This window comes from Microvirgula curvata, from assembly GCF_054781615.1.
The window spans coordinates 59862-82792 of record NZ_BAAGUB010000015.1 but is presented as its reverse complement, the minus strand read 5'-3'; the positions used below and the strand labels follow the sequence as shown (position 1 = coordinate 82792).

Below are 22931 nucleotides of genomic sequence, written 5' to 3'. Positions count from 1 at the left end.
CAAGGAGAACACATGGACTTCCTCACCACCGACCTTTGCGACGAATTTGGCGACCGGGTACAGATTCTGTCACCGGGGTTTCGCGCCTATGGCGGCCTGCCGCGCTTTGCCGGCCCGATCGCCACGCTGAAACTGTTCGAGGACAACTCGAAAGTGCGCGAGATACTCGGCGAGCCGGGACGCGGTCGGGTGCTGGTGGTCGATGGCGGCGGTTCCCTGCGCTGTGCGCTGGTCGGCGATCAGCTGGGCGACCTTGCCGTCCGCAATGGCTGGAACGGCATCATCGTCTATGGCTGCATCCGCGATTCGGTCGCACTCGGCAAGCTGCCGCTCGGCATCCGCGCCCTCGACACCCATCCGCTGAAATCGGTCAAGAAAGACATCGGCGAGCGCGAACTGCCGGTCGTCTTCGGTGGTGTCGCCTTCCGCCCCGGCGAATGGCTGTACGCGGATGAGGACGGCGTGATCGTCAGTCCCGAGCCGCTGGTCTGAACCCCCTTACGCCAGATTGCCGACCCAGAAAAATGCGCTTTACCCTCAAACAGATGGAAGTCTTCGCCGCGATCGCCCGCTATGAAAACGTATCGCGGGCGGCGGACGAGCTGGCATTGTCGCAATCGGCGGCAAGTGGTGCGCTGGCCGAGCTGGAGCGCCACTACGACATGCAGTTGTTCGATCGTGCCGGCAAGCGGCTGCGGCTCAATGACCTTGGGCATGCCCTGCTGCCGCGCGCGACCGAGCTGCTCGACCGCGCCCACGAACTCGATGCGCTGCTGCGTCACAACGACATTGCCGGCAATCTGGCCATTGGCGCCACCCTGACCATCGGCAACTATCTGGCACCGATCATCGTCAGCGACTATCTGCGCGCGCACGAGTCGGCCCGCGTGCGGCTGGAGGTCGCCAATACCCGCGACATCGTCGAGCAGGTCGCCCATCTTGCGCTGGATCTCGGCCTGGTCGAAGGCGACTTCAACCACCCGGATCTCGATGCCCTGCCATGGGGCACCGACGATCTGGTCTGCTTCGCCCCGCCCAACCACCCGCTGCTGGAAGGCACGCCGGCACTGGACACGCTGGCGTCATCGACCTGGATCGTGCGTGAACAGGGCTCCGGCACCCGCGCGGCATTCGACCGCGCCTTCAGCAAGCACGGCCTGCGGCCGAATGTGCGTCTGGAGCTGGAACACACCGAGGCGATCAAGCGGGCGGTCGAGTCCGGTCTCGGCATCGGCTGCGTGTCCGGGCTGGCGCTGCGCGAGGCCTTCCGGCGCGGCAGTCTGGTCCCGCTGTCGACCCCGCAGCTGAACCTGCACCGCCACTTCCATATCGCCCTGCACCGCAACAAGTTCCGCACCGCCGGCATCGCCCATTTCCTGGAGCTGTGCCGCGCCCATCTGGATGCCGGCCTGCCGACGCGCGAAACCAATATCCTGTAAACCGCCAAAAAAACAAAAACACCGGCAACGAAAGTTGCCGGTGTTTTTTTCAGTCTGCGCTTACAGGATTTCGATAATGCCTGCCGCACCCATGCCGGTGCCGATGCACATCGTGACCATGCCATAGCCCTTCTGGCCGCTTTCACGCATCCCGTGCACCAGTGTCGCGGTGCGGATGGCGCCGGTTGCACCCAGCGGGTGACCGAGGGCGATGGCGCCGCCATTCGGGTTGATCTTGCTGGTATCCAGTTCCAGATCGCGAATCACTGCCAGCGCCTGCGCGGCAAAGGCTTCGTTCAGCTCGATCCACTTCAGGTCGTCCTGCTTCAGGCCGGCGTTTTCCAGCGCGGCCGGAATGGCCACCTTCGGGCCGATGCCCATGATCGACGGCGGCACGCCCTTGACGGCGAAGGACACATAGCGGCCCAGCGGCGTCAGGTTGAACTGCTTGAGCACCTTTTCGCTGACCAGAATCACGGCGCCAGCGCCATCAGACATCTGCGAGCTGTTGCCGGCCGTAACCGAGCCCCTGGCATCGAACACGGTCTTCAGCTTGCCGAGGCCTTCCAGCGTGGTGTCCGGACGCGGGCCTTCATCGGTGTCCAGCGTCTTCTTCACGTATTCGACTTCGCCGGTCTTCAGGTTCGGCACGCGGTAGGTCACGTCCAGCGGGCTGATTTCCGCCTTGAACTTGCCGCCCTGGATCGCGGCGATGGCGCGGCGATGCGATTCCAGTGCAAACGCATCCTGGTCTTCACGCGACACCTTCCACTGCTGGGCCACCTTCTCCGCCGTCAGACCCATGCCGTAGGCAATCGCATAGTTCTCGTCACGGGCGAAGATTTCCGGGTTCAGCGACACCTTGTTGCCCATCATCGGCACCATCGACATCGATTCGCTGCCGGCGGCGATGACCACGTCGGCCTCACCGGTACGGATGCGGTCGGCGGCGATCTGCACCGCGTTGATGCCCGACGAGCAGTAGCGGTTGATGGTCAGGCCGCCGACGGTTTCCGGCAGGCCGGCCAGCAGCACGCCGATGCGCGCCATGTTCAGACCCTGTTCGGCTTCCGGGAACGCGCAGCCGACCACGACGTCATTGATCAGGTTCGGGTCCAGTTCCGGCACCTGGGCCAGCGCGCTCTTCAGCACGTGGGCCAGCATGTCGTCCGGACGCACATTGCGCATCATGCCGCGCGGCGCCTTGCCGACCGGCGTGCGGGTCGTCGCGACGATATAGGCTTCTTGAATCTGTTTGCTCATTTCAACACTCTCCGAATTCTGTTCGGGCCGGCGGCGCATCGCCTGCCGGCCGCAAAGCGGCTTGCCGGGCTCAGTTGCGCAGCGGCTTGCCGGTGGTCAGCATGTTGGCGATGCGGGCCTGGGTCAGCGGGTTCTTCAGCAGCGACAGGAAAGCCTTGCGCTCCAGGTCGAGGATCCACTGTTCGTCGACCAGGGTGCCGGCATCGACATCGCCGCCGGTCATCACGTCGGCAATCAGGCCGGCGATGGTGAAGTCGTGCTGGCTGATGAAGCGCCCTTCCAGCATGTTCACCAGCTGGCCCTTGATCGAGGCGGCGCCACTGCGACCGGCAACCGGGAAGGCCTTGACCTTCAGCGGCGGACGGTAGCCGGCTTCGGCCAGCGCCAGTGCCTCGGACTTGGCGACATGCAGCAGTTCATAGGCGTTGAACACCACGGTATCGGTCTTGCGGAGGTAGCCGATTTCCTGGCCTTCCAGCGCGCTGGTGCCGACCCTGGCGGTAGCGATGGCCATGAAGTAATCCTTCAGCGCGGCCAGCACGTCGCCCTTTGCCTGCTGCGCGGCGCGCAGCGCAAATTCCTTGCAACCGCCGCCGCCCGGCAGCAGGCCGACGCCCACTTCGACCAGACCGATATAGGTTTCCAGCCCTGCCACCACCTTGTCGGCGTGCATGACGAACTCGCAGCCGCCGCCGAATGCGTAGCCCTGGGTTGCCGCGACCACCGGGATCTGGCTGTAGCGCAGGCGCATCGACGTGGCCTGGAACTGGTTGACGGTCGCGTCGATCGCGTCCCAGTCGCCCATCATGAAGGCCGGCATCATCGACTGCAGGTCGGCGCCGACCGAGAACGGGGCGTCCTCGTGCCAGATCACCAGTGCCTGGTACTGGTCTTCCGCCAGATCGATGGCCTTGTTCAGACCTTCGAGCACGGCCGGGCCAATGGCATGGGCCTTGCTCAGGAACGACACCACCAGCACGCCGTCGCCGCTGGTGAAGGCGCGCACGCCGTCGTTCTCGAATACGGTCTCGCCGAGCTTCGGCGCGTTTTCGCCGAGCACGCGGGCCGGCGCCAGCTGACGCGCGTACACGTCCAGCGACGAACGCGGCACCAGGGTGTTCTTGGTCGCGCTGTACGAGCCTTCCGGGAAGTGCACGCCGGCACGGTTGCCGTCGAGTGCCCAGGCCGGCAGACCGGCGCTGCTCAGGGCGTTGCCGGCGGCACGGTCTTCGTCGATCCACTTGGCCACTTGCTGCCAGCCGGCGGATTGCCAGGTCTCGAACGGGCCGACCGACCAGCCGAAGCCCCAGCGAATGGCCAGGTCCAGGTCGCGGGCGTTGTCGGCGATATCGGCCAGGTGATAGCCGATGTAGTGGAACACGTCACGGAAGCATGCCCACAGGAACTGCGCCTGCGGATTCTGGCTTTCGCGCAGTTTCTTGAAACGGACGGCCGGATCGGCTTCCTTCAGGATGGCCTTGACCGCGTCGTCGCCCTTCTGGCCGGCTTCGACATACTCGCCCTTTGCCGGGTCGAGCACGAACATCTGCTTGCCGTCCTTCTTGTAGATGCCCTGGCGGGTCTTCTGGCCCAGCGCGCCCTTTTCGATCAGCGCGGCCAGCCAGGCCGGGGTCTTGAACAGCGAGTGCCACGGGTCTTCCGGCAGGGTGTCCTGCATGGTCTTGACCACATGGGCGAAGGTATCCAGGCCGACCACGTCGGCGGTACGGAAGGTCGCCGACTTCGGGCGGCCGAGGCGCGGGCCGGTCAGGTCGTCGACGACATCGAAACGGATGCCGTATTTTTCGGCGTTGTGAATGGTCGCCAGCATCGAGAACACGCCGACGCGGTTGGCGACAAAGTTCGGCGTGTCCTTGGCGCGCACGACGCCCTTGCCGAGCGTGGTGACCAGGAAACGTTCGAGGTTGTCGAGAATGTGCGCATCGGACTGCGATGCGGCAATGATCTCGACCAGGTGCATGTAGCGCGGCGGATTGAAGAAGTGCACGCCGCAGAAGCGCGAGCGCACGTCAGCCGGGCAGGCATCGGCCAGCTTGTTGATCGACAGGCCGGAGGTATTGGTGGCGAAAATCGTGTGTTCGCCAAGGTGCGGCGCCACCTTGTGGTACAGATCGGACTTCCAGTCGATGCGTTCGGCGATCGCCTCGATAACCAGATCGCAATCCTTCAGCAGAGCCAGGTGTTCATCGTAGTTGGCCGGCGTGATGTAGTCGGCGCGGTCCTTGCCGGCCAGCGGCGCGGGCTTGAGCTTTTTCAGCCCGTCGATGGCCTTGCGGGCGATGGCGCTCTTGTCGCCTTCTTTCGCCGGCAGATCGAAAAGCAGGGTCGGGACCTTGGCGTTGACCAGATGTGCGGCGATCTGCGCCCCCATCACTCCGGCGCCGAGCACGGCCACCTTGCGTACGATGAACTTGGATTGAGACATGGTTTCCTCGGTTGCAGTGTTGCTCTCAAACAGTGACGAAAGCCGTCATGCGCTTTCGTCGCGGAAAATCGGACCGGGCCGGCCCCTCCGGCCCGGTCCTGCCACGCCTGAACCTGATGCGGGATCAGAAGGCGCGGTTGTACTGGATACCCACCATGTGGATGCTGGTCTTGTACTGACCCTTGGTGGTTTCGCCGTTGCCGGTGCAGCTGGTCGAAACCGGCGTGCAACTGTCGGTGTAGTTCACGTTGGCGTTGGCGAAGTTCACGTAGGTGTACGCAAAGTCCAGCGAGTCGAGCTTGGTGACCTGATAGTTGCCACCGAGCGAGAACAGCCAGCGGTTGCTGTCCGGCAGGGCCGAGTGACGCAGGTTGTCATTGCTGACCGGCGACTGGTCATAGGCGATACCGCTGCGGAACAGCAGTGCGTCGTTGTAACGATAGTTCGCGCCGACCGACACCTTGTAGGTATTGCGCCAGTTCTGGCGCACGACGAAGTCACCCTCGCCAGCGGTGTTGAAGTTGACGTCGATGCTCTTCATCTGCGAGTGGCGGGTCCAGGTCACATCGCTCATGACCGCCCACTTGTCGTTGATCTGATGGAAGCCGTTGATCGACACCGCTTCCGGCGTCTTCACGTCCACCGTGGCGTCGCTGTCCGGATGCTTGCTGTTCAGCCTGCTGTTGATTGCACCCTGAAGCGCCCCCGGGACGGCACTCGTCATGTTCACGCCGCTGAAGTCCCAGTTTGCCGAGCCGCGCAGCTTCTGGCTGATGGCCGAGCGGTAGGCAATGCCGAAGCGGGTGTTCTCGTCCAGCGTGTACATGTAGCCGAGGTTGAAGCCGTAGCCCCAGTCGTTGCCCTTGATCTTGATGGTACCGGCGCCGGAGATCGCCCCGGCATTGATCAGGTTGGTGATCGCCGACGAAGCCGGGCCAAACGCACCGGCTGCCGCGCCCATGCGCAGACCGGTCACCGCATCGGAGGCCTTGTCGAGTTCCGCGTTCATGTACTGTGCCGACACGCCGAAGCCGAAGCTGTGGTGGTCGTTGAGCTTGAACGAGATCGACGGGTTGATGTTGATGGTCATCAGGTCGATCTTGGTCAGACCGTAGCGGCCGACCCAGTCGCCGCCGTAGTCGAGCGAGGCGCCATACGGCACGAACATGCCAATGCCGGCCGTGATCTGGTCATTGATCTGGTGCGTCAGGTACATCGACGGCGCCACCACGATGTCCGGCGCGAACGAACCGCCATCACCGCCGCCGGTCGGGCGCTTCAGGTAGTTGGTCGAGCCCTTGTCACTGTAGTCCGAATTCGGCAGCACGAAGGTCAGGCCGCCGGAGAACTGGGTGCCCTGCAGCCGCGACATGCCGGCCGGGTTGTAGAAAATGGTGGACGCGTCAGCGGCTTCCGCGCCGCTGGCGAACGCCGTGCCCTGTGCCGACACGCTTTGCGAGCCAAAGTGGTAACCCGAGGCCAGCGCGATCGCCGGTGCCCCGCCCATCATTGCCACCAGCAGGCTAAGATTTTTGATCTTCATGCATCGTTCCTCATCTAGAGCGGATCTAACGAATCTTGGTTTTATATTCAGGCGTACTATCAAACAATCGTTTGATATCGTCCTGTCGTCGATACTATCACTGTCGTTCAGTAATGACAGCGGTTTTTCGAGCAATTATTCCAAACGTTCGTTTCATCCTTTATGCATGAGCATTTGCTGCCAGACATCCCGTTCACACGTTCACAAGCGAACCGGATTGTCTGACAGCCTTGCGTAATCCACCAACATGGAGGCCAGTGGGCGTATCACTTTTACAACACCCGGTTTTTCCTACTCCGGCATCGGCGCCGTCAGCCCCGCAATCACGTACGGCAGCAGGTGACGGGCGACAATGTCCGGGTCGCGTGCCGACACGATCTGTTGCTTCTTGATAAACACTTTCAGCACGTCATTGCCGGCAAAGGCATTGAACATCAGACTGAAACTGAAATGCAGCCGCCAGGCCAGCTCCTCGATGCCGAGTTCCGGCAGCACTTTGGAAAACGCCCGGCTGTAACGTTTGACGAACTCGCTGTGGTCGGCCGGAATCGCCTCGCGCAACATCTTGTGGTTCTCGATGAAGGTGCGCGACAGCAGACGCACAAACAGCGCGCCGCCCCGGGTCGGGTCCCTGGACATCGCCAGCGACGGACGGATGAAGCCGGATACCAGCGCTTCGACCGTCAGTGGCTTGCCCTGTGCCTCGAGCCGGTCCAGCTCTTCGATGCACTGGCGGTTCCACGGTGCCAGGCGGCGAATGACGGCCTGTTGCAGCAGCGCATCCTTGGAACCAAAGTGATAGTTGACGGCGGCCAGATTGACCTCCGCCTGCTGCGTGATCAGACGCAGCGAGGTCGCATCGAATCCATGCTCGATAAACAGCTTTTCAGCCACATCGAGGATGCGTGTCGCGGTATCGGGCCTGTTGACTTCCACACTGTCCTGCTCTTCCCTGCCCAGCGATTCGGTATCCACTAGGGATTCATTCATTATCAATCCAAACGGTTGTTTGAAACTTACGTTTTAATTTTGCGAGTGTCAAGCCACATGCCAAAAAAATCGGGCCACCCGAAGGGGGCGGCCCGATTATCGCAATGAAACACTTGTTTGTCAGACAAAAGACCGCATGGACACTAGCGAAGCTTGGCAGCCAGCCACGAGTAATCATAGCTGGTGATCTCGAACGGGTTGCCGTCCGGGTCGACAAAATAGAACGACCAGGCCAGCTTGTGATCGACGATGCAGTCACGCGCCAGATAGCGCCCGTCGGTCGCCAGCACCCGCTCCCCGGCCAGCTTGTCGATCCAGGCCAGGAAATCCGCCCCGCCGACCGAAAACGCAATCACCGAGTGCGACGGGGCGGCATCCACCTTCTCGAACAGGGCCAGATGCACGGTATTGCCGGAGTTGAACAGCGTCAGCGGCCCGCTTGGCGCCTGTGCCCAGGCGGCAAAGCGCGGGTCCGGCGACAGGCCGAGGGTACGCTGGTACCAGACGGCCGAAGCCGCCCGGTCTTTCACCCAGACGTGGATGTGGTCAATGACGGAAAGCTTGGGCATTGTCGTTATCGTTGTGGAGTCAGGACTTTTTTCAGGTAATGACCGGTAAAGCTGTCCGGATGTTCGGCCACCGTTTCCGGTGTGCCGGCAACCAGGATGCGCCCACCGCCATCGCCGCCTTCAGGACCGAGGTCGACCACCCAGTCGGCAGTCTTGATCACGTCCAGGTTATGTTCGATCACCACCACCGTGTTGCCGTTCTCGCGCAGGCGACGCAGCACTTTCAACAGTAGATCAATGTCATGGAAATGCAGCCCGGTCGTCGGCTCGTCGAGAATATACAGGGTCCGGCCGGTGTCGCGCTTGCTCAGTTCCAGCGCCAGCTTCACCCGCTGCGCCTCGCCACCGGACAGCGTGGTCGCGCTCTGTCCCAGCCGGATATAGCCGAGGCCGACATCCATCAGCGTCGACAGCTTGCGCGCCACTGACGGCACAGCGGCAAAGAACGCAAGCGCCTGCTCGACGGTCATGTCCAGCACCTCGTGGATGCTCTTGCCCTTGTAGTGCACTTCCAGCGTTTCGCGGTTGTAGCGCTTGCCGTGGCAGACATCGCACGGCACGTACACATCCGGCAGGAAATGCATCTCGACCTTCAGCACCCCGTCGCCCTGGCAGGCCTCGCACCGGCCGCCCTTGACGTTGAAACTGAAGCGGCCCGGGCCGTAACCGCGCTCGCGCGAGGTCGGTACGCCGGCATACAGCTCGCGGATCGGCGTGAACATGCCGGTATAGGTCGCCGGGTTGGAACGCGGCGTACGGCCGATCGGGCTCTGGTCGACATTGATGACCTTGTCGAAGAACTCCATGCCGGTGATGTCGTCATGCGCAGCCGGTTCGGAACTGGCACCGTTCAGCTCGCGCGCCGCGGCCGCGTACAGCGTATCGTTGATCAGCGTCGACTTGCCCGAGCCGGACACGCCGGTCACGCAGGTCAGCAGGCCGACCGGCACTTCCAGGTCGACATGCTTCAGGTTGTTGCCGGTCGCGCCGAGCACGCGCAGCAGCCGCTCCGGATCGGGCGGACGGCGCGCGTCCGGCATCTCGATGGTGCGGCGGCCGGACAGGAACTGGCCGGTCACCGAGTCGGGGCAGGCCGCGACTTCGGACGGCAGGCCGGCCATCAGCACGTGGCCGCCATGCTCGCCGGCACCCGGCCCCATGTCGACCAGATAGTCGGCAGCACGAATGGCATCTTCGTCGTGCTCGACCACGATCACGCTGTTGCCAAGGTCGCGCAAGCGCATCAGCGTGGCCAGCAGCCGGTCGTTGTCGCGCTGGTGCAGGCCGATGGACGGCTCGTCGAGCACATACATCACCCCGGTCAGCCCGGAACCGATCTGGCTGGCCAGCCGGATACGCTGCGCCTCGCCGCCGGACAGGGTGTCGGCCGAGCGGTCCAGCGACAGGTAGTCGAGGCCGACATTGTTCAGGAAGCCGAGACGATCGCGGATTTCCTTGACGATCTTTTCCGCCACCGCCTGTTTCTGGCCGGTAAAGGCCAGAGAGTCGAACCACGACAGCGTGACTTTCAGCGGCAACTGGTTCAGCTCATGCAGCGTGCGATCGGCCACGCGGACATTGCGCGCTTCCTTGCGCAGGCGGGTGCCATGGCAGTGCGGGCACGGCTGGTTGGCCTGGTACTTGGCCAGTTCCTCGCGCACCGCCTGCGAATCGGTCTCGCGGTAGCGGCGTTCGAGGTTCGGGATGATGCCCTCGAACGGATGCTCGCGCGTGACCTTGGCCCCGCGCTCGTTCACGTAGATGAACGGGATCGCTTCACGGCCGGAACCGTGCAGCACCACGTGGCGCACCTTCTCCGGCAGCATCTCGAACGGCAGGTCGATCTCGAAGCCATAGTGCATGGCCAGCGACTGCAGCATCTGGTAGTAGAACTGGTTGCGCTTGTCCCAGCCCTTGATCGCGCCGGCCGCCAGCGACAATGTCGGATGGGCGGCCACACGGCGCGGATCGAAGAAGGTGATGTGGCCCAGCCCGTCGCAATGCGGGCACGCCCCCATCGGATTGTTGAAGCTGAACAGGCGCGGTTCCAGCTCCGGCAGGCTGTAGCTGCAAACCGGACAGGCGAACTTTGACGAGAACCAGTACTCCTTGCCGCTGTCCATCTCCATCGCGATCGCCCGGCCTTCGGCATGGCGCAGCGCGGTTTCGAACGACTCGGCCAGACGCTGCTTCATGTCCTCGCGGACCTTCAGCCGGTCGACCACGACCTCGACGGTATGCTTCTTGTTCTTGTCCAGTTTGGGCACGGCGTCGATCTCGCAGACCTCGCCATCGACCCGCACCCGGACAAAGCCCTGCGCGCGCAGTTCGTCGAACAGGTCGAGCTGCTCGCCCTTGCGCTCGACCACCAGCGGCGCCAGGATCATCAGCCGGGTCTCGGCCGGCAGCGCCAGCGCGTGGTCGACCATCTGGCTGACGGTTTGCGACTCCAGCGGCCGGTCGTGATCGGGACAGTACGGCGTGCCGACGCGGGCGAACAGCAGGCGCAGGTAGTCGTGGATCTCGGTGACGGTGCCGACGGTGGAGCGCGGGTTGTGACTGGTGGCCTTCTGCTCGATCGAAATCGCCGGGCTCAGGCCCTCGATCAGATCGACGTCCGGTTTCTCCATCAGTTGCAGGAACTGCCGTGCGTAGGCGGAAAGCGACTCGACATAGCGCCGCTGACCCTCCGCGTACAGCGTGTCGAAGGCGAGCGAAGATTTGCCGGAACCGGACAGGCCGGTAATCACGATCAGCTTGTGGCGGGGCAGGTCGAGATTGACGTTCTTCAGATTGTGCGTACGGGCGCCGCGAATGCGAATGCTATCCATGAAGCTCTCAAGCTGGCAAAGCAACCTGTTAATATACCGGAAATCACTGCCGCAGCCATGCAAGCCGCTCAATCGGTCTCAGGCAACGGTGTCCGATCCCCTTCCGATACGTCGCTGGCCGACGCCTGTGCAACTCGTCTGAACATCAATATGAATTCATTGGAACTGCGTGCGAGCGTGGGGCTCGCCGGTCTTTACGGCCTGCGAATGCTGGGCATGTTTCTGGTGCTGCCCGTGTTCGCACTGTACGCGACCGCCCTGCCGGGCGGTGACAACCACGCACTGATCGGCATCGCGCTGGGCAGTTACGGTCTGACCCAGGCCCTGCTGCAACTGCCGTTCGGCATGCTGTCCGACCGCATCGGCCGCAAGAAGGTCATCTATGCCGGCCTGCTGCTGTTTGCCGCCGGCAGCTTCGTCGCCGCCGGCGCCACCGACATCTGGTGGCTGATGATCGGCCGCACCATCCAGGGCGCCGGCGCCATTTCCGCCGCCGTCACCGCGCTGCTGGCCGACCTGACCCGCGAGGAAAACCGCACCAAGGCCATGGCCATGATCGGCATGACCATCGGCACCACCTTTGCCGCCAGCCTGGTGCTCGCCCCGCTGCTGACCAAGTGGATCGGCGTCAACGGCATCTTCGCCCTGACCGGCGTGCTGACGCTGCTGGCGATGATCGGGGTCAAGTTCATCATCCCGGACCCGTCAGTGTCGCGTTTCCACTCCGATACCGAGGCCAATACCGCCCGCCTGCCGGTGGTGCTGCGCGACCCGCAGCTGCTGCGGCTGAACTTCGGCATCCTGGCGCTGCACGCCTCGCAGATGGCCATGTTCGTGGTCATGCCGTTCGCGCTGATCCAGACCGCCGGTCTCGACAAGACGCATCACTGGGAGGTCTACCTGCCGGTGACGCTGATCGGCTTCCTGCTGATGGTGCCGGCCATCATTTACGGCGAGAAGCGCCAGCAGCTGAAACCGGTGTTCGTCGGCGCAGTCGCGCTGATGTTCATCGCCCAGCTCGGCATGGCATTCGCGCTGGACTCGTTCTGGGAAATCGTGGTCCTGCTCGGCCTGTACTTCATCGCCTTCAACATCCTTGAAGCCTGCCTGCCGTCACTGATTTCCAAGATCGCGCCGACCGATGCCAAAGGCACTGCCATCGGCGTGTACAATACCGCGCAATCCATCGGCCTGTTCCTCGGCGCGGCGATCGGCGGCTGGCTGTACAGCTATGCCGGCAGCGGCGCCGTGTTCGGCTTCACCAGCATCCTGATTGGCGTTTGGCTTACACTCGCCATCAGCATGGCAGCCCCCATGGCAGTCAGGACCGAGATGTTCCATATCGGTGAAGACTGGCAGGGCGACGCCGCCGCGCTGTCCTCCCGCCTGTCCAGCCAGAAGGGCGTCAAGGAGGCGGTAGTGATCGCCAGCGAGCGCGTGGCCTACCTTAAAGTGATGCAGAACGACTGGGACCGTGCCAGCGTCAACAAACTCATCGAGGAGACTTACTAGATGGCGTCCGTCAACAAAGTGATCCTGGTCGGCAACCTCGGCCGTGATCCGGAAGTCCGCTATATGCCGAATGGCGAAGCGGTAGCCAATTTCAGCATCGCAACCACCGACCAGTGGAAAGACAAGAACGGCATGCGCCAGGAGCGCACCGAATGGCACAACATCGTCATGTATCGCCGTTTGGCTGAAATTGCCGGCGAATACCTGAAGAAGGGCCGCCCGGTCTATATCGAAGGCCGCATCCAGTCGCGCAAATACAACGGCAAGGACGGCGTCGAACGCACCGCATTCGAGATCGTCGCCGACCAGATGCAGATGCTGGGCGGCCGTGACGGCGGCGAAGGCGGCGGCAGCAACTACGGCAGCGGCAGTGGTGGCGCCAGCAGTGGCGGCGGCAACTACGGTGGTGGCAGCCGGGCCAGCGCCGGCGGCAACGCCGCCCCGCAGGACAATTTCCGCGACGACACCCCGCCGGCAGCCCCGCGCCGCCCGGAGCCGAAGCCGGCGCAGAACTTCGACGATCTGGACGACGATATTCCGTTCTGACCGTCACCAGACCCGATAGCGAAAGCCGAATCATTGATTTGATTCGGCTTTTTCCTTATTCGGCCCTTCCCCGGGGCGGTCAGACAGGCAGGAAGGTCGACGCTTGCGCTGACTCCCCATCACTCTCCAGCTTCCTGGCAAGCGCTGCCATCACCCGAAGGGTCGTTTCCATGTCGGCAACCGACAGGCCATCCGCAAGGTCGTTGGCCCATGGCGTCTGAAGGCGCATCGCTTGCTCAAAAGTGCGCGCGCCGGCGTCAGTCAGCACCACCAGTGGCGCTCTCCGGTGATGGGGGTTCGGCTGAAGTGCTACCAGGCCCTCATGCGCAAGGTCATTGACGATCCGCTGGACGTTCTGGCGGTTTGCGCCCATGTCGCGCGCAAGCCAGGCGACAGGTTGCGGACGCTCACTCGCGCTGATCGTGCCGAGTACTTTCCAGCGGGCGCTCGTCAGGCCAATGCCGGCGACCAGGCGGTCTCCTGCGACCAGCAGCCGATTGTTCAGACGAAACAGTTCAAGGGCGAGATCGGTCAGGGCTTTGCCTGACGGGGTGAGTGTGTCTTTGTCCATGCGGGTGAACGTTGCCATGTTGACACCATAATGTCAATTACGCACAATAAAGCTCCATGGTTTCAGATTGACACCATGCATCGCAATGAAATGCGACTCCCGCTCCGGAACCCGGCCAGACCCGACACCTGAAAGACCCCTTCATCATGCCCAAGATCATTCATCGCATCGGTGGCTTTGTTGCGCCGCTCTGCATCGTGCTTTTCTGGACTTCCACCGCCCTCACCGAGCTGTTTGGCCCGCATGCGGCCGTGGCGCAATTGAAATCGCTTATCGTCACGCCGGGGCTGTGGATTCTGGTACCGGCCATCGCCATGGCCGGAGGCAGTGGCATGTTCATGGGCAAGTCGCGGCGTGGCGGGCTGGTTGATGCCAAGAAGAAACGCATGCCCTTTATCGCCGCCAATGGGCTGCTCGTCCTGGTGCCCTGTGCCGTCATGCTCGATCGCTGGGCAGCCGCTGGCAGCTTCGACTCCACTTTCTATCTGGTACAGGCCATCGAGTTGATCGCAGGGCCGATCAACCTGGCGTTGATGGGACTGAATGTACGGGATGGTCTGCGCATGGCCGGCCGGCTTCGCCCATCGCCTGCCCGGGCCTGATCCTGATGACTTGAACACGGGCTCTGCTGGTCGCTGCACTGGCCCTGAGCCCCCTTTCCCATGCCGAAGTACACGCCCGACTGGCAGAAACTGTCGTGAATACGGCAGTCTGCCTGACTGAATCCGGCCTCTTCCGCCCCCGCCACCGCGGGGAAACCCCGCCGCCGCCGGGCCATTAACTCCGAAAAAACTGTCAGACAATAAACACCTTGCGTCAGTAGGGTTTTATCACTACAAATGATCTATGCATATGACAGATGCAATTTAATGCCATAGGTGCGGCAGATCAGGCCGGGAGCCGCCAGCAGGTGCCCCACGCCGGATCCTCCCGGAGCGCGGCGACCAGTTCAGGAGAGTGCGGGATGTGGGAAAGCAACGGATTGCCGGAAGCGCCTGATGACTCCCCGGCCCTGCACGCCGGCGAGTCCTGTTCCGGCGGCATCGACATGGTGTTCGTGTGCATGCCGTATGCCGCCGTGGAACGTCCGTCGCTGGCCCTCGGCACGCTGACTGCGGTGCTTGAGCGCGAGGGTCTGTCCAGCCGGGTGATCTACGCCAATCTCGAATTTGCCGCCCGCGTCGGCCGGCAGGCCTATGAAGTCGTCAACAACTCCGAAATCACGCTCCAGCTCGGCGAATGGACGTTCTCCGAAGCGGTATTCGGACAGCAGGGCGACATCGACGCCTTTATCAAGGGCCTGGTCAGCTGTGGCTACACCGAGACCGGCCTGCGGGAGCTGCTGCAGGGCCTGCGCCTCGAGGCCGCCCGCTATCTCGACGAGCTGGCGCAGCGTGTCCTGGCCCTGCAGCCGCACATTGTCGGCTGCACGTCCATGTTCCAGCAGCAGTGCGCGTCCCTGGGGCTGCTTCAGCGCATCCGGGCGCAGTCCCCGGGTACGGTAACCATGCTGGGCGGCGCAAACTGCGAAGGGGAAATGGGCGCGGCCACCCACAGGCAGTATCCATGGGTCGACTTTGTCGTATCCGGAGAAGCCGACAAATTGCTGCCCGAACTCTGCAGACGCATTCTGGCCCGGGGCGCGGGCATTCCGGTCCATCACCTGCCCGAGGGCGTGCTCGGCCCGGCCTCGCGCCGCGTCCTTGTCGTTGCGGGCGCCGCGGCAGCACCGGCGGTCGGTCGGGCTTCGATTACCGATCTCGACGAATTGCCGATTCCGAACTTCGACGACTATTTCGAGCAGCTGCAAGCCTCGCCGCTGCACGGCTACGTGATTCCCGGCCTGCTGATCGAAACCTCCCGCGGCTGCTGGTGGGGCGCCAAGCACCACTGCACGTTCTGCGGCCTGAACGGTTCGGGCATGGCGTTTCGCGCCAAGTCGCAAGCGCGAGTCCAGCAAGAAGTCAGTCAGCTGGCGGCGCGCTACCGGCTCAAGCGGTTCATGGCGGTCGACAATATTCTCGACAACAAATACTTCTCCCAGGTTCTGCCCTTTCTGGCCGAAGCCGGCGACATGCTGTGGTTCTACGAAACCAAGGCCAACCTCACCCGCACCCAGGTCAGCTTGCTGTCGCAGGCCGGGGTGCGCTGGATTCAGCCGGGTATCGAGGCGATGGATGACGGCCTGCTGAAGCTGCTGCGCAAGGGCTGCTCGACCGTCATCAATGTGCAGCTGCTGAAGTGGGCCTACGACTACGGCGTGTGGGTGATGTGGAACCACCTGCACGGCGCGCCGGGCGAAGATCCCGAGTGGTATGAGCACATTGCCGACTGGCTGCCGCTGATTGCGCACCTGCAGCCACCATCGGGCGGCTCCATGACCCGCATCCGCTTCGACCGTTTCAGTCCCTACTTCAATGAACAGGCCGACTTCGCCCTGGATCTCAAGCCCTGCTGGGGCTATGGCCAGGTCTATCCCGTGCCGGAAAAGCAGCTCGAACAGCAGGCCTACTTCTTCCGCAATGACGGCCACTCCGCCCCGACGCCGACCCGGCTGGCGGCAATGCTGAGCGAGTGGGCCACCCGCTTCTACGCGCCGACTACCAGGGCAACCACGCTGCCCCGGCGGAGTGATGACGCCCCGGTGCTGGCCTGGGTCGCCAGCGGCTACCGGCAGACGGTCCGCGATACCCGGCCCTGTGCCGTCGGGTCGCTGCACGAACTCAGCGAGCTGGAAGGACAGGTCTGTCATGCCCTCGACAGTGCGCAGCATCTGCAGGGTCTGGTGCAGGCCCTGCGCCATGCCGGCAGCACGGTCCCGGAAAGGGAAATCGGCTCTGCGCTGCAACGGCTGGTCGATCTGAAAATCATTGCCGAATTCAACGGCAAGTTCCTTTGCCTGGTCACCAGCGAGAACCCGGTGCCCTACAAGTCGTTCTCCGAGTTTGCCGGCGGCATGTTCAGCCTTACCCCCACACACCGGACACCGCCGAAGCCCGAAACCCCATGGGATGTTTCCTTGAGGGAGTTGTTTGTCTCTTCCACGTAACCGTTCGATTCACCGACGAAGGAAAGCACCGTATGACTACGACTACACCGGCCAGCACCCAGGTTCCGCAAACCCGGCGCGATCTGGAAACCCACATCATCACCAAGGCCTGGAAGGATCCCGAGTACAAGGCCCAGCTGCTCAAGGACCCGAAGGCGGCGCTGCAGGATGCGCTCAAGAGCATTGACCCGTCCCTCTCCCTGCCCGACTCGCTGCAGGTCCAGGTGCACGAGGAGAACGCCAACCTGTTTCACCTTGTGCTGCCGCGCAATCCGAGCGAGATCTCGCTCGCCGAGGTGGTAGGCGACAACCTTGAAGCCGTGGCACCGCAAACCATCGCCGTCGTGCTGGTCGCAGTGGTCGGTGCGGCTGCGGCAGCCGTGGTCACCTACCTGGGGGCGGCGAACGTCGTTGGCGCCGCCAATGGCACGGTCACGGCCAACGCCGTGGCCAACACCAACGCCGTTGCCTGACGACAGCACCCTGTAGTGCCCGGAGGGGTGCGGCAAGGATGTCGGCTGCGCCCCTCTCCGCCCCGATTACCGCCCGCACGATCCGGAAAGGAACGACATGCCCACGCCACAAGGGACAAGCTACGCCGAACCGCAACACCCTGCCGCCGACGCCACGCCGGACTGGCCGCCCATCACGATCGGGCAGGCCAAGCGCGTTCTGGAATGGTGGTCTTCGTCTGCGGTGTTCCGTGAACTGGTGGCGACCGATCCGGAACGCGCCGGCCGCGACTACAAACTGGGCTTCAGTCCCGAACTGATCCGTCCGCTGTGGGACGACCGCTATCACCTCGACGCCGCCAACAAGGATCGCCCGCAACACCCGATCGTTGCCGAGTACCGGGCTTATTACCACACCAAGACGCAGTGGCGCGACGAGGTCAAAAGGGAGTGCGCCCCGGACGAGCCCCGCCTGAAAACCTGGCGTACCCGCCAGATCGCCCGCAATGCGATGGAAAACGGTCTTTACGACAACAGCATTATCCACTCGCCGCTGGCCATCGAGCTCAGCGATGGCTGCTCGGTCGGTTGCTGGTTCTGCGGCGTCGGGGCAACCAGGTTTGTTGAGACCTGGGACTACACCGAGGAAAACGCCACGTTGTGGCGCGGTGTGCTGAGCGTATTGCACGACAAGATCGGCGATGCCAGCAAATGGGGATTCTGCTACTGGGCCACCGACCCGCTGGACAATCCGGACTACGAGCACTTCGCCAGCGATTTTGCCGATATCACCGGCATGTTCCCGCAGACCACCACCGCCCAGGGCCACAAGGACCCGGAACGGGTGCTCAAGCTGCTCAGGCTGTCCGAATCGCGCGGCTGCAAGGTCAACCGTTTCTCGGTCCTGACCGAATCGCTGCTGCGCCGGATTCACGATGCATACACGGCAGATGAGCTGACCCAGGTCGAGATTGTCGCCCAGATGCGTGACGCTACCGTGCCGAAGGCCGACGCCGGCTCATTCCGGGTAAAGGCCAGGAAGACCGCCAATGTCGTGGAGCGGGAAAAGAAAAAACTGATTCCGATCGCCGTGTCCGAGAACGGGACGGAAGACAGCGACAAGCCCGCGCTGACGATGCAGCAGCCGGGCACCATCGCCTGCGTTACCGGCTTCCTGCTCAATATGGTCCGGCGCTCGGTCAAGCTGATCAGTCCCTGCCGTGCTTCCGAGCAATGGCCGCTCGGTTACATCGTGTTCGAGGAATGCACGTTCACCGACGCCGCCGACCTGGAACGCAAGATCGAAGCCATGATCGAGACCCACATGCCGCAGGAGCTCACGCCGGACGACCCGATCCAGCTCAATCCGAGCTTCCGCCTGGAGCCGGTAGCCAACGGTTTCCGCGTGCTTTCCGACCTGAGCTGCATCGAGTTCTCCCGCCCCACCCCTGACCTGGTCGAGTACCTCGGTGCGCTGGGCGAGCACGTGACATCAGGCAAGCGCACGGCCGGTGAAATCGCCGTGTCCTCGCTGTTCTGCTATGGCGTGCCGGAGACGAACACCCTGAGCACCCTCGGCGCGATGCTGAACCTCGGGATCCTGGTCGATGCCAGGGGCCGCATTACCGGCCAATCAGCAGTGGAAGCCCAATGACCCCGCCACTCGCCACCACCATTGACCGGCTCCGCGACTACCTTGACCGGGTCGGCTTCCAGCAGATCTACAAATACATTGTCGCGGTCAACCATTACGCCGTGACACCGGCGCTGATCACGCGCAACACTGCCGCCAGTGTCCACCACTTCTTCGATAGCCGGCTGGGCGGCAGGGCGGAATTCGCCCTGTTGCAGTGCCTGATGACCGGGCGTCCGGCCGAGCATGCAGCGCTGCCGGACAAGGACCGGGCGCTGGCCGATGCGCTGGTGACGGCCGGCCTGCTGCGGGCCAGTCCGGATGGGCGGGAAGTGTCCGGCGCGGACCGGCAGCTGATTTCGGCCTTCGGCGTGGATCTGCTGATCGACCGCCGCATTCATTTCGGCGGCGAAGTCCACGAGGTGTATATCGGTCCCGACAGCTACTGGATGCTGTATTACATCAATGCTTCCGGTATTGCCCGCACGCATCGCGCCGTCGACCTGTGCACCGGCAGCGGCATTGCCGCGCTGTATCTGTCGCTGTTTACCGATCATGTCCTGGCGACCGATATCGGCGATGTGCCGCTGGCGCTGGTCGAGATAAACCGCCGCCTGAACCGGCGCGACGCCGGCACGATGGAGATCCGGCGCGAGAACCTGAACGACACGCTGGATGGCCGTGAACGCTTCGACCTGCTCACCTGCAACCCGCCTTTCGTGGCCTTCCCTCCCGGCTACAGCGGCACGCTCTATTCGCAGGGCACCGGCGTCGACGGACTCGGTTACATGCGCGACATCGTCGGCCGCCTGCCGGAAGTGCTCAATCCCGGCGGTTCTGCCTACCTCGTGGCGGATCTCTGCGGCGATGCGCACGGCCCGCACTTCCTGGGTGAGCTGGAGAGTATGGTCACCGGGCACGGCATGCGCATCGAGGCGTTCATCGACCATGTCCTGCCGGCCTCGGCCCAGGTCGGCCCGATCTCGGACTTCCTGAGGCACGCAGCCGGGCTGCCTGCGGACACCGACATCGCGGCAGACGTGCAGGCGTTCCAGCGCGAGACGCTGCGCGCCGACTACTACTACCTGACGACGATCCGCCTGCAAACGGCCGCGCAGAACCCCGGACTGCGCATGCTGCGACGCGACCCGCTCCCCGGGGCCGGGACGTGACCATGGCCGGTGCGCGGGCGCCCTTGCTGCACGAACTGTTGCACGCCGCACCGGCGGAAACCGGCGCGCGGATGAGCGATACGCTGTATCGCCGCTGGCCGGCGCTGCTGGGCACCGACACGCTGTCCAGGCGGCTGGACTGGGGCTATGAGGGCCCCGGTCCAGCCGATGCCCCGCCGTGGGAAGACATGCTGGCGGCGGTGCTGTCCGCACCGGACGCCGCCGCCCTGCCCGGCAGTCTCGACCCCATTGAGCCGATTCCGTTCGAGGAAGCGCTGCTGCCCTTCGTCGCCGCCGCACGCGCCGGGCTGGAGCGCGAAGCGGGTACGGCACTCGGCATCTGCTCCCCGGCGGCGCGGGCGGCGCTGGAACGCCATCTGTTCGCGCTGCTCTCCGTCGTTGCCACTCCGGTGCTCGGTTCCGCGTTTTCCTTGCAGCGCGCGCTGGCCGGCTCATTGCCCTGGCTGCCCCCCCGGGGTCGCCAGAACTACGAAGCCTTTGTCGCTTCGCTGCAGGCCGGTGGTCTGCGCCTGCTGCTGGCAGACTATCCCGCACTGGCGCGCCTGCTGGCGACTGTGGCCCGGGGATGGGTGCTGGCCCACGGCCGGCTCCTGCAGCGGCTGGAAAGGGACTGGCACCGGATCGTCGCCACGTTCGGCTTCCCCGCCGCCGACTGTCAGCTGGACGGGATCACGGCCGGCTGCTCCGACCCCCATGACGGGGGGCAGAGCGTGAGCGTTCTGCACCTGTCGAATAGCCGGCGCCTGGTCTACAAGCCCAGGTCGCTGGAGATGGAGATCGGTCTGGCGCAACTGCTCGACTGGGCCGGTCGCACCGGCTTTCCGTGGCCATTTCGCACTGTGGCGTTGCTGCCCGGGGAGGGCTATGGCTGGATGGAGTTCGTCGAGGCGGCGCCCTGCGACGACGAGGCGGCCGTCGGGCGTTTCCATGCCCGCTCAGGCGGACTGTTCTGCCTGTGGTGGCTGCTGCAGGGAACCGACGTCCACCACGAAAACCTGATCGCCAGCGGGGAGTATCCCGTGATCGTCGATGCCGAGACCCTGCTGCATCCCCGCCCCTTTCCCGGCGTGATTCACCAGTTGGGTCCGGGTGCCGGTTACGGCGCAAGCCCGGAGGATGACTTTGCCCGGGCACTGCTGGAGAGCGGTTTCCTGGCTACCGGCAAGGCGCTCGATCTGTCGGCCTGGGGACAGGCCGGGGACGGGGCCACGCCGTTTCAGGTCGCCAGCTGCCAGGCCATCAATTCCGATGCCATGACCATGGCGCACGAGACCTTTCATGTCGCACCGCGTCCCAACCTGCCGGTGCTGCACGGCCAGCCCCGGCAGGCGGCGGCGCATGCCGGGGCGATCGTCGACGGGTTCACGGCGATGTCCCGGCTGGTCGTGCAGCACCGGCATGACTTTCTGACCCTGCTCGATGGCTTCGCCGGTTGCAGCGGGCGCTTTGTCGTGCGCGCAACCAATACCTACGGGCTGCTGCTGCATGCCGGCCTGCAGCCGGAATGGCTGCGCGAAGGCCCTGCCCGCGGCGTGCTTTTCGAGCGCCTGCGCCAGGCGGCGCTGGCGGCCCCGGCACGCCCTGCGTGCTGGCCCCTGCTCGACGCCGAACTGGCGGCGCTGGAACGGCTCGACATCCCCCGCCTGTCCTGCCGCTGCGACCTGCCCGCGCCCTGCTGGCCGGCGCCACTGGATCAGGCCCGTGCCAGAGTTGCGAGTGCCTCGCTGCCTGATCTCGACCGGCATGCGGCAGCACTCCGGCAAGCACTGACACCCCAGACCGTCTCTCCCCGCCACCCTCACCCAGCCTGAAAGAGAGTCTCCATGACGACCGAACAGAATGTCCGCAATGTGCTGCACATGATTACCGGGCACTATGACCACTCGACCAGCCTGCAGGCCGCACGGGCCGCGCGGGCCCCGTCGCCCGGCCGCCGCCTGCAGGCCGCAGCGCCCGCCAGTCCCGGCGCCATGCCGGACTGGGCGATCGGCCATGGCGTTCAGGCGCTGGGGCTGGGCGAGAAGGAAACCTGCGGCATCGTCGGTACCGACATCGTGCTGAAAATCTATGTCGACAAGAAACTGCCCAGCGCAAAACTGGACAAGCCGGTACCGAAAACCGTGTCCGTGGGCGGCATGACGGTGTACACCGACGTGGTGGAAATCGGCAAAGTGCATTTGCACGGAAATACCCAGCGCATCCGCCCGGCCCTGCCGGGGTTTTCGGTCAGCCGCGCCAACGACGGGCCGAATACCGGCACCTTCGGCCTGGTAGTGAACAAGCAGGGCCAGCCATCACCGCAGTATCTGCTGAGCAACTGGCACGCGATTGCCGCCGCCGGTCAGGCCAGCAAGGGCGACGTCATCATCCAGCCCGGCACGGCGGACAACGGGTCGGCGGAAACGGACCGGATCGGCATTCTGTCGGACTGGGTACCGATGGATTTCACCCCGAACAGCACCCAGAATCTGGTCGATGCAGCCATTGCCCAGCTGGACCCCGGCGCGGCCAGCGCGGCCATTGCGCTGCTCGGCATCCCGACCGGCGTGAACAACCAGCTGAGTCGCGGCATGTACGTGCAGAAGGTCGGCCGGACCACCAGCCTGAGCGTGGCCCGCATCACCGACGTGGACCTGGTGCTCAATCCGAGCTATCCGACGCCGACCGGCCCGAAACAGGTCACCTTGCGCGACCAGGTGCTGGTCACTTTCTACTCGGCCCCCGGCGACAGCGGCTCCGGCGTGCTCGACATGAACAATAATGTAGTTGGACTGCATGTCGGCGGCTCGGACGTCGTCGGCTTCTTCTGCAAGATCCAGAATGTTCTGGATATCCTTGGGCTGGAAGTCGTCACCCAGGGCAAAACCGGAACCCCATCGGCCAGCCAGTGAACG

At 64.0% G+C, this 22931-nt stretch carries 18 protein-coding genes; 11 read left to right on the top strand and 7 right to left on the bottom strand.

Annotated elements, in window-relative coordinates; all coding sequences use genetic code 11:
* The first annotated feature begins 12 nt into the window (after positions 1-12).
* Positions 13-492, top strand: a complete 480-nt coding sequence (rraA, locus tag ACYVG8_RS08890; RefSeq protein WP_107890178.1) for a ribonuclease E activity regulator RraA — start codon at positions 13-15, stop codon at positions 490-492.
* 32 nt (positions 493-524) lie between these two features.
* The gene (locus tag ACYVG8_RS08885; protein ID WP_028499751.1) at positions 525-1439 is read left to right on the top strand and encodes a LysR substrate-binding domain-containing protein; all 915 of its coding nucleotides are present in this window, start codon (positions 525-527) and stop codon (positions 1437-1439) included.
* Positions 1440-1499: 60 nt separating this feature from the next.
* Here the strand turns inward: ACYVG8_RS08885 and ACYVG8_RS08880 are convergent, their stop codons facing one another.
* From ACYVG8_RS08880 to uvrA, 6 genes are all read right to left on the bottom strand, one after another.
* Positions 1500-2702, bottom strand: coding sequence for an acetyl-CoA C-acyltransferase (locus tag ACYVG8_RS08880; RefSeq protein WP_028499752.1), 1203 nt, complete (start codon positions 2700-2702; stop codon positions 1500-1502).
* A 70-nt stretch (positions 2703-2772) separates the two neighbouring features.
* Positions 2773-5148 carry a 3-hydroxyacyl-CoA dehydrogenase/enoyl-CoA hydratase family protein gene (locus ACYVG8_RS08875; protein WP_028499753.1) on the bottom strand — a complete coding sequence of 792 codons (2376 nt, stop codon included), beginning with the start codon at positions 5146-5148 and terminating at the stop codon, positions 2773-2775.
* Between the two features lie 124 nt (positions 5149-5272).
* Entirely contained in the window at positions 5273-6691 is a 1419-nt protein-coding gene (locus tag ACYVG8_RS08870; RefSeq protein ID WP_028499754.1) for an OmpP1/FadL family transporter, read from the bottom strand.
* A gap of 291 nt (positions 6692-6982) precedes the next feature.
* Positions 6983-7681 carry a TetR/AcrR family transcriptional regulator gene (locus tag ACYVG8_RS08865; RefSeq protein WP_281661737.1) on the bottom strand — a complete coding sequence of 233 codons (699 nt, stop codon included), beginning with the start codon at positions 7679-7681 and terminating at the stop codon, positions 6983-6985.
* A gap of 143 nt (positions 7682-7824) precedes the next feature.
* Positions 7825-8250: a VOC family protein gene (locus ACYVG8_RS08860; RefSeq protein WP_028499756.1), complete on the bottom strand. Its 426-nt coding sequence runs from the start codon at positions 8248-8250 to the stop codon at positions 7825-7827.
* Positions 8251-8255: 5 nt separating this feature from the next.
* Positions 8256-11081, bottom strand: coding sequence for an excinuclease ABC subunit UvrA (gene uvrA, locus ACYVG8_RS08855; RefSeq protein WP_028499757.1), 2826 nt, complete (start codon positions 11079-11081; stop codon positions 8256-8258).
* 150 nt (positions 11082-11231) lie between these two features.
* Between uvrA and ACYVG8_RS08850 the strand changes: the two genes are divergently transcribed.
* Together ACYVG8_RS08850 and ACYVG8_RS08845 are read left to right on the top strand one after the other, a co-directional pair.
* Positions 11232-12593 (top strand): MFS transporter, encoded by a 1362-nt coding sequence (locus tag ACYVG8_RS08850; RefSeq protein ID WP_028499758.1) that lies wholly within the window; start codon positions 11232-11234, stop codon positions 12591-12593.
* Entirely contained in the window at positions 12594-13139 is a 546-nt protein-coding gene (locus ACYVG8_RS08845; protein ID WP_107890180.1) for a single-stranded DNA-binding protein, read from the top strand. It begins immediately after the preceding gene.
* 79 nt (positions 13140-13218) lie between these two features.
* Here the strand turns inward: ACYVG8_RS08845 and ACYVG8_RS08840 are convergent, their stop codons facing one another.
* Positions 13219-13728: a MarR family winged helix-turn-helix transcriptional regulator gene (locus tag ACYVG8_RS08840; RefSeq protein WP_199489800.1), complete on the bottom strand. Its 510-nt coding sequence runs from the start codon at positions 13726-13728 to the stop codon at positions 13219-13221.
* Positions 13729-13856: 128 nt separating this feature from the next.
* Here ACYVG8_RS08840 and ACYVG8_RS08835 point away from each other — a divergent pair, with 128 nt between their 5' ends.
* From ACYVG8_RS08835 to ACYVG8_RS08805, 7 genes are all read left to right on the top strand, one after another.
* Positions 13857-14312 (top strand): hypothetical protein, encoded by a 456-nt coding sequence (locus ACYVG8_RS08835; protein ID WP_460745446.1) that lies wholly within the window; start codon positions 13857-13859, stop codon positions 14310-14312.
* A gap of 362 nt (positions 14313-14674) precedes the next feature.
* A complete protein-coding gene (locus ACYVG8_RS08830; RefSeq protein ID WP_460745444.1) occupies positions 14675-16759 on the top strand; it encodes a RiPP maturation radical SAM C-methyltransferase in 2085 nt (694 codons plus the stop codon).
* 32 nt (positions 16760-16791) lie between these two features.
* Positions 16792-17232, top strand: coding sequence for an NHLP leader peptide family RiPP precursor (locus ACYVG8_RS08825; protein WP_051528945.1), 441 nt, complete (start codon positions 16792-16794; stop codon positions 17230-17232).
* 97 nt (positions 17233-17329) lie between these two features.
* On the top strand, positions 17330-18865 hold the full coding sequence (locus ACYVG8_RS08820; RefSeq protein ID WP_051528946.1) for a radical SAM family RiPP maturation amino acid epimerase: 1536 nt from the start codon (positions 17330-17332) through the stop codon (positions 18863-18865).
* Entirely contained in the window at positions 18862-20016 is a 1155-nt protein-coding gene (locus ACYVG8_RS08815) for a methyltransferase (RefSeq protein ID WP_028499762.1), read from the top strand. The genes ACYVG8_RS08820 and ACYVG8_RS08815 overlap by 4 nt, the downstream gene beginning before the upstream one ends.
* 2 nt (positions 20017-20018) lie before the next feature.
* A complete protein-coding gene (locus ACYVG8_RS08810) occupies positions 20019-21848 on the top strand; it encodes a type 2 lanthipeptide synthetase LanM (protein ID WP_460745620.1) in 1830 nt (609 codons plus the stop codon).
* A 12-nt stretch (positions 21849-21860) separates the two neighbouring features.
* Positions 21861-22928, top strand: coding sequence for a trypsin-like serine protease (locus ACYVG8_RS08805; protein ID WP_460745441.1), 1068 nt, complete (start codon positions 21861-21863; stop codon positions 22926-22928).
* Positions 22929-22931: the final 3 nt, after the last annotated feature.

Coding starts and splice junctions, on each gene's coding strand:
- rraA (WP_107890178.1), top strand. CDS start 13: ATGGACTTCCTCACCACCGACCTTTGCGACGAATTTGGCGACCGGGTA.
- ACYVG8_RS08885 (WP_028499751.1), top strand. CDS start 525: ATGCGCTTTACCCTCAAACAGATGGAAGTCTTCGCCGCGATCGCCCGC.
- ACYVG8_RS08880 (WP_028499752.1), bottom strand. CDS start 2,702: ATGAGCAAACAGATTCAAGAAGCCTATATCGTCGCGACGACCCGCACG.
- ACYVG8_RS08875 (WP_028499753.1), bottom strand. CDS start 5,148: ATGTCTCAATCCAAGTTCATCGTACGCAAGGTGGCCGTGCTCGGCGCC.
- ACYVG8_RS08870 (WP_028499754.1), bottom strand. CDS start 6,691: ATGAAGATCAAAAATCTTAGCCTGCTGGTGGCAATGATGGGCGGGGCA.
- ACYVG8_RS08865 (WP_281661737.1), bottom strand. CDS start 7,681: ATGAATGAATCCCTAGTGGATACCGAATCGCTGGGCAGGGAAGAGCAG.
- ACYVG8_RS08860 (WP_028499756.1), bottom strand. CDS start 8,250: ATGCCCAAGCTTTCCGTCATTGACCACATCCACGTCTGGGTGAAAGAC.
- uvrA (WP_028499757.1), bottom strand. CDS start 11,081: ATGGATAGCATTCGCATTCGCGGCGCCCGTACGCACAATCTGAAGAAC.
- ACYVG8_RS08850 (WP_028499758.1), top strand. CDS start 11,232: ATGAATTCATTGGAACTGCGTGCGAGCGTGGGGCTCGCCGGTCTTTAC.
- ACYVG8_RS08845 (WP_107890180.1), top strand. CDS start 12,594: ATGGCGTCCGTCAACAAAGTGATCCTGGTCGGCAACCTCGGCCGTGAT.
- ACYVG8_RS08840 (WP_199489800.1), bottom strand. CDS start 13,728: ATGGCAACGTTCACCCGCATGGACAAAGACACACTCACCCCGTCAGGC.
- ACYVG8_RS08835 (WP_460745446.1), top strand. CDS start 13,857: ATGCCCAAGATCATTCATCGCATCGGTGGCTTTGTTGCGCCGCTCTGC.
- ACYVG8_RS08830 (WP_460745444.1), top strand. CDS start 14,675: ATGTGGGAAAGCAACGGATTGCCGGAAGCGCCTGATGACTCCCCGGCC.
- ACYVG8_RS08825 (WP_051528945.1), top strand. CDS start 16,792: ATGACTACGACTACACCGGCCAGCACCCAGGTTCCGCAAACCCGGCGC.
- ACYVG8_RS08820 (WP_051528946.1), top strand. CDS start 17,330: ATGCCCACGCCACAAGGGACAAGCTACGCCGAACCGCAACACCCTGCC.
- ACYVG8_RS08815 (WP_028499762.1), top strand. CDS start 18,862: ATGACCCCGCCACTCGCCACCACCATTGACCGGCTCCGCGACTACCTT.
- ACYVG8_RS08810 (WP_460745620.1), top strand. CDS start 20,019: ATGGCCGGTGCGCGGGCGCCCTTGCTGCACGAACTGTTGCACGCCGCA.
- ACYVG8_RS08805 (WP_460745441.1), top strand. CDS start 21,861: ATGACGACCGAACAGAATGTCCGCAATGTGCTGCACATGATTACCGGG.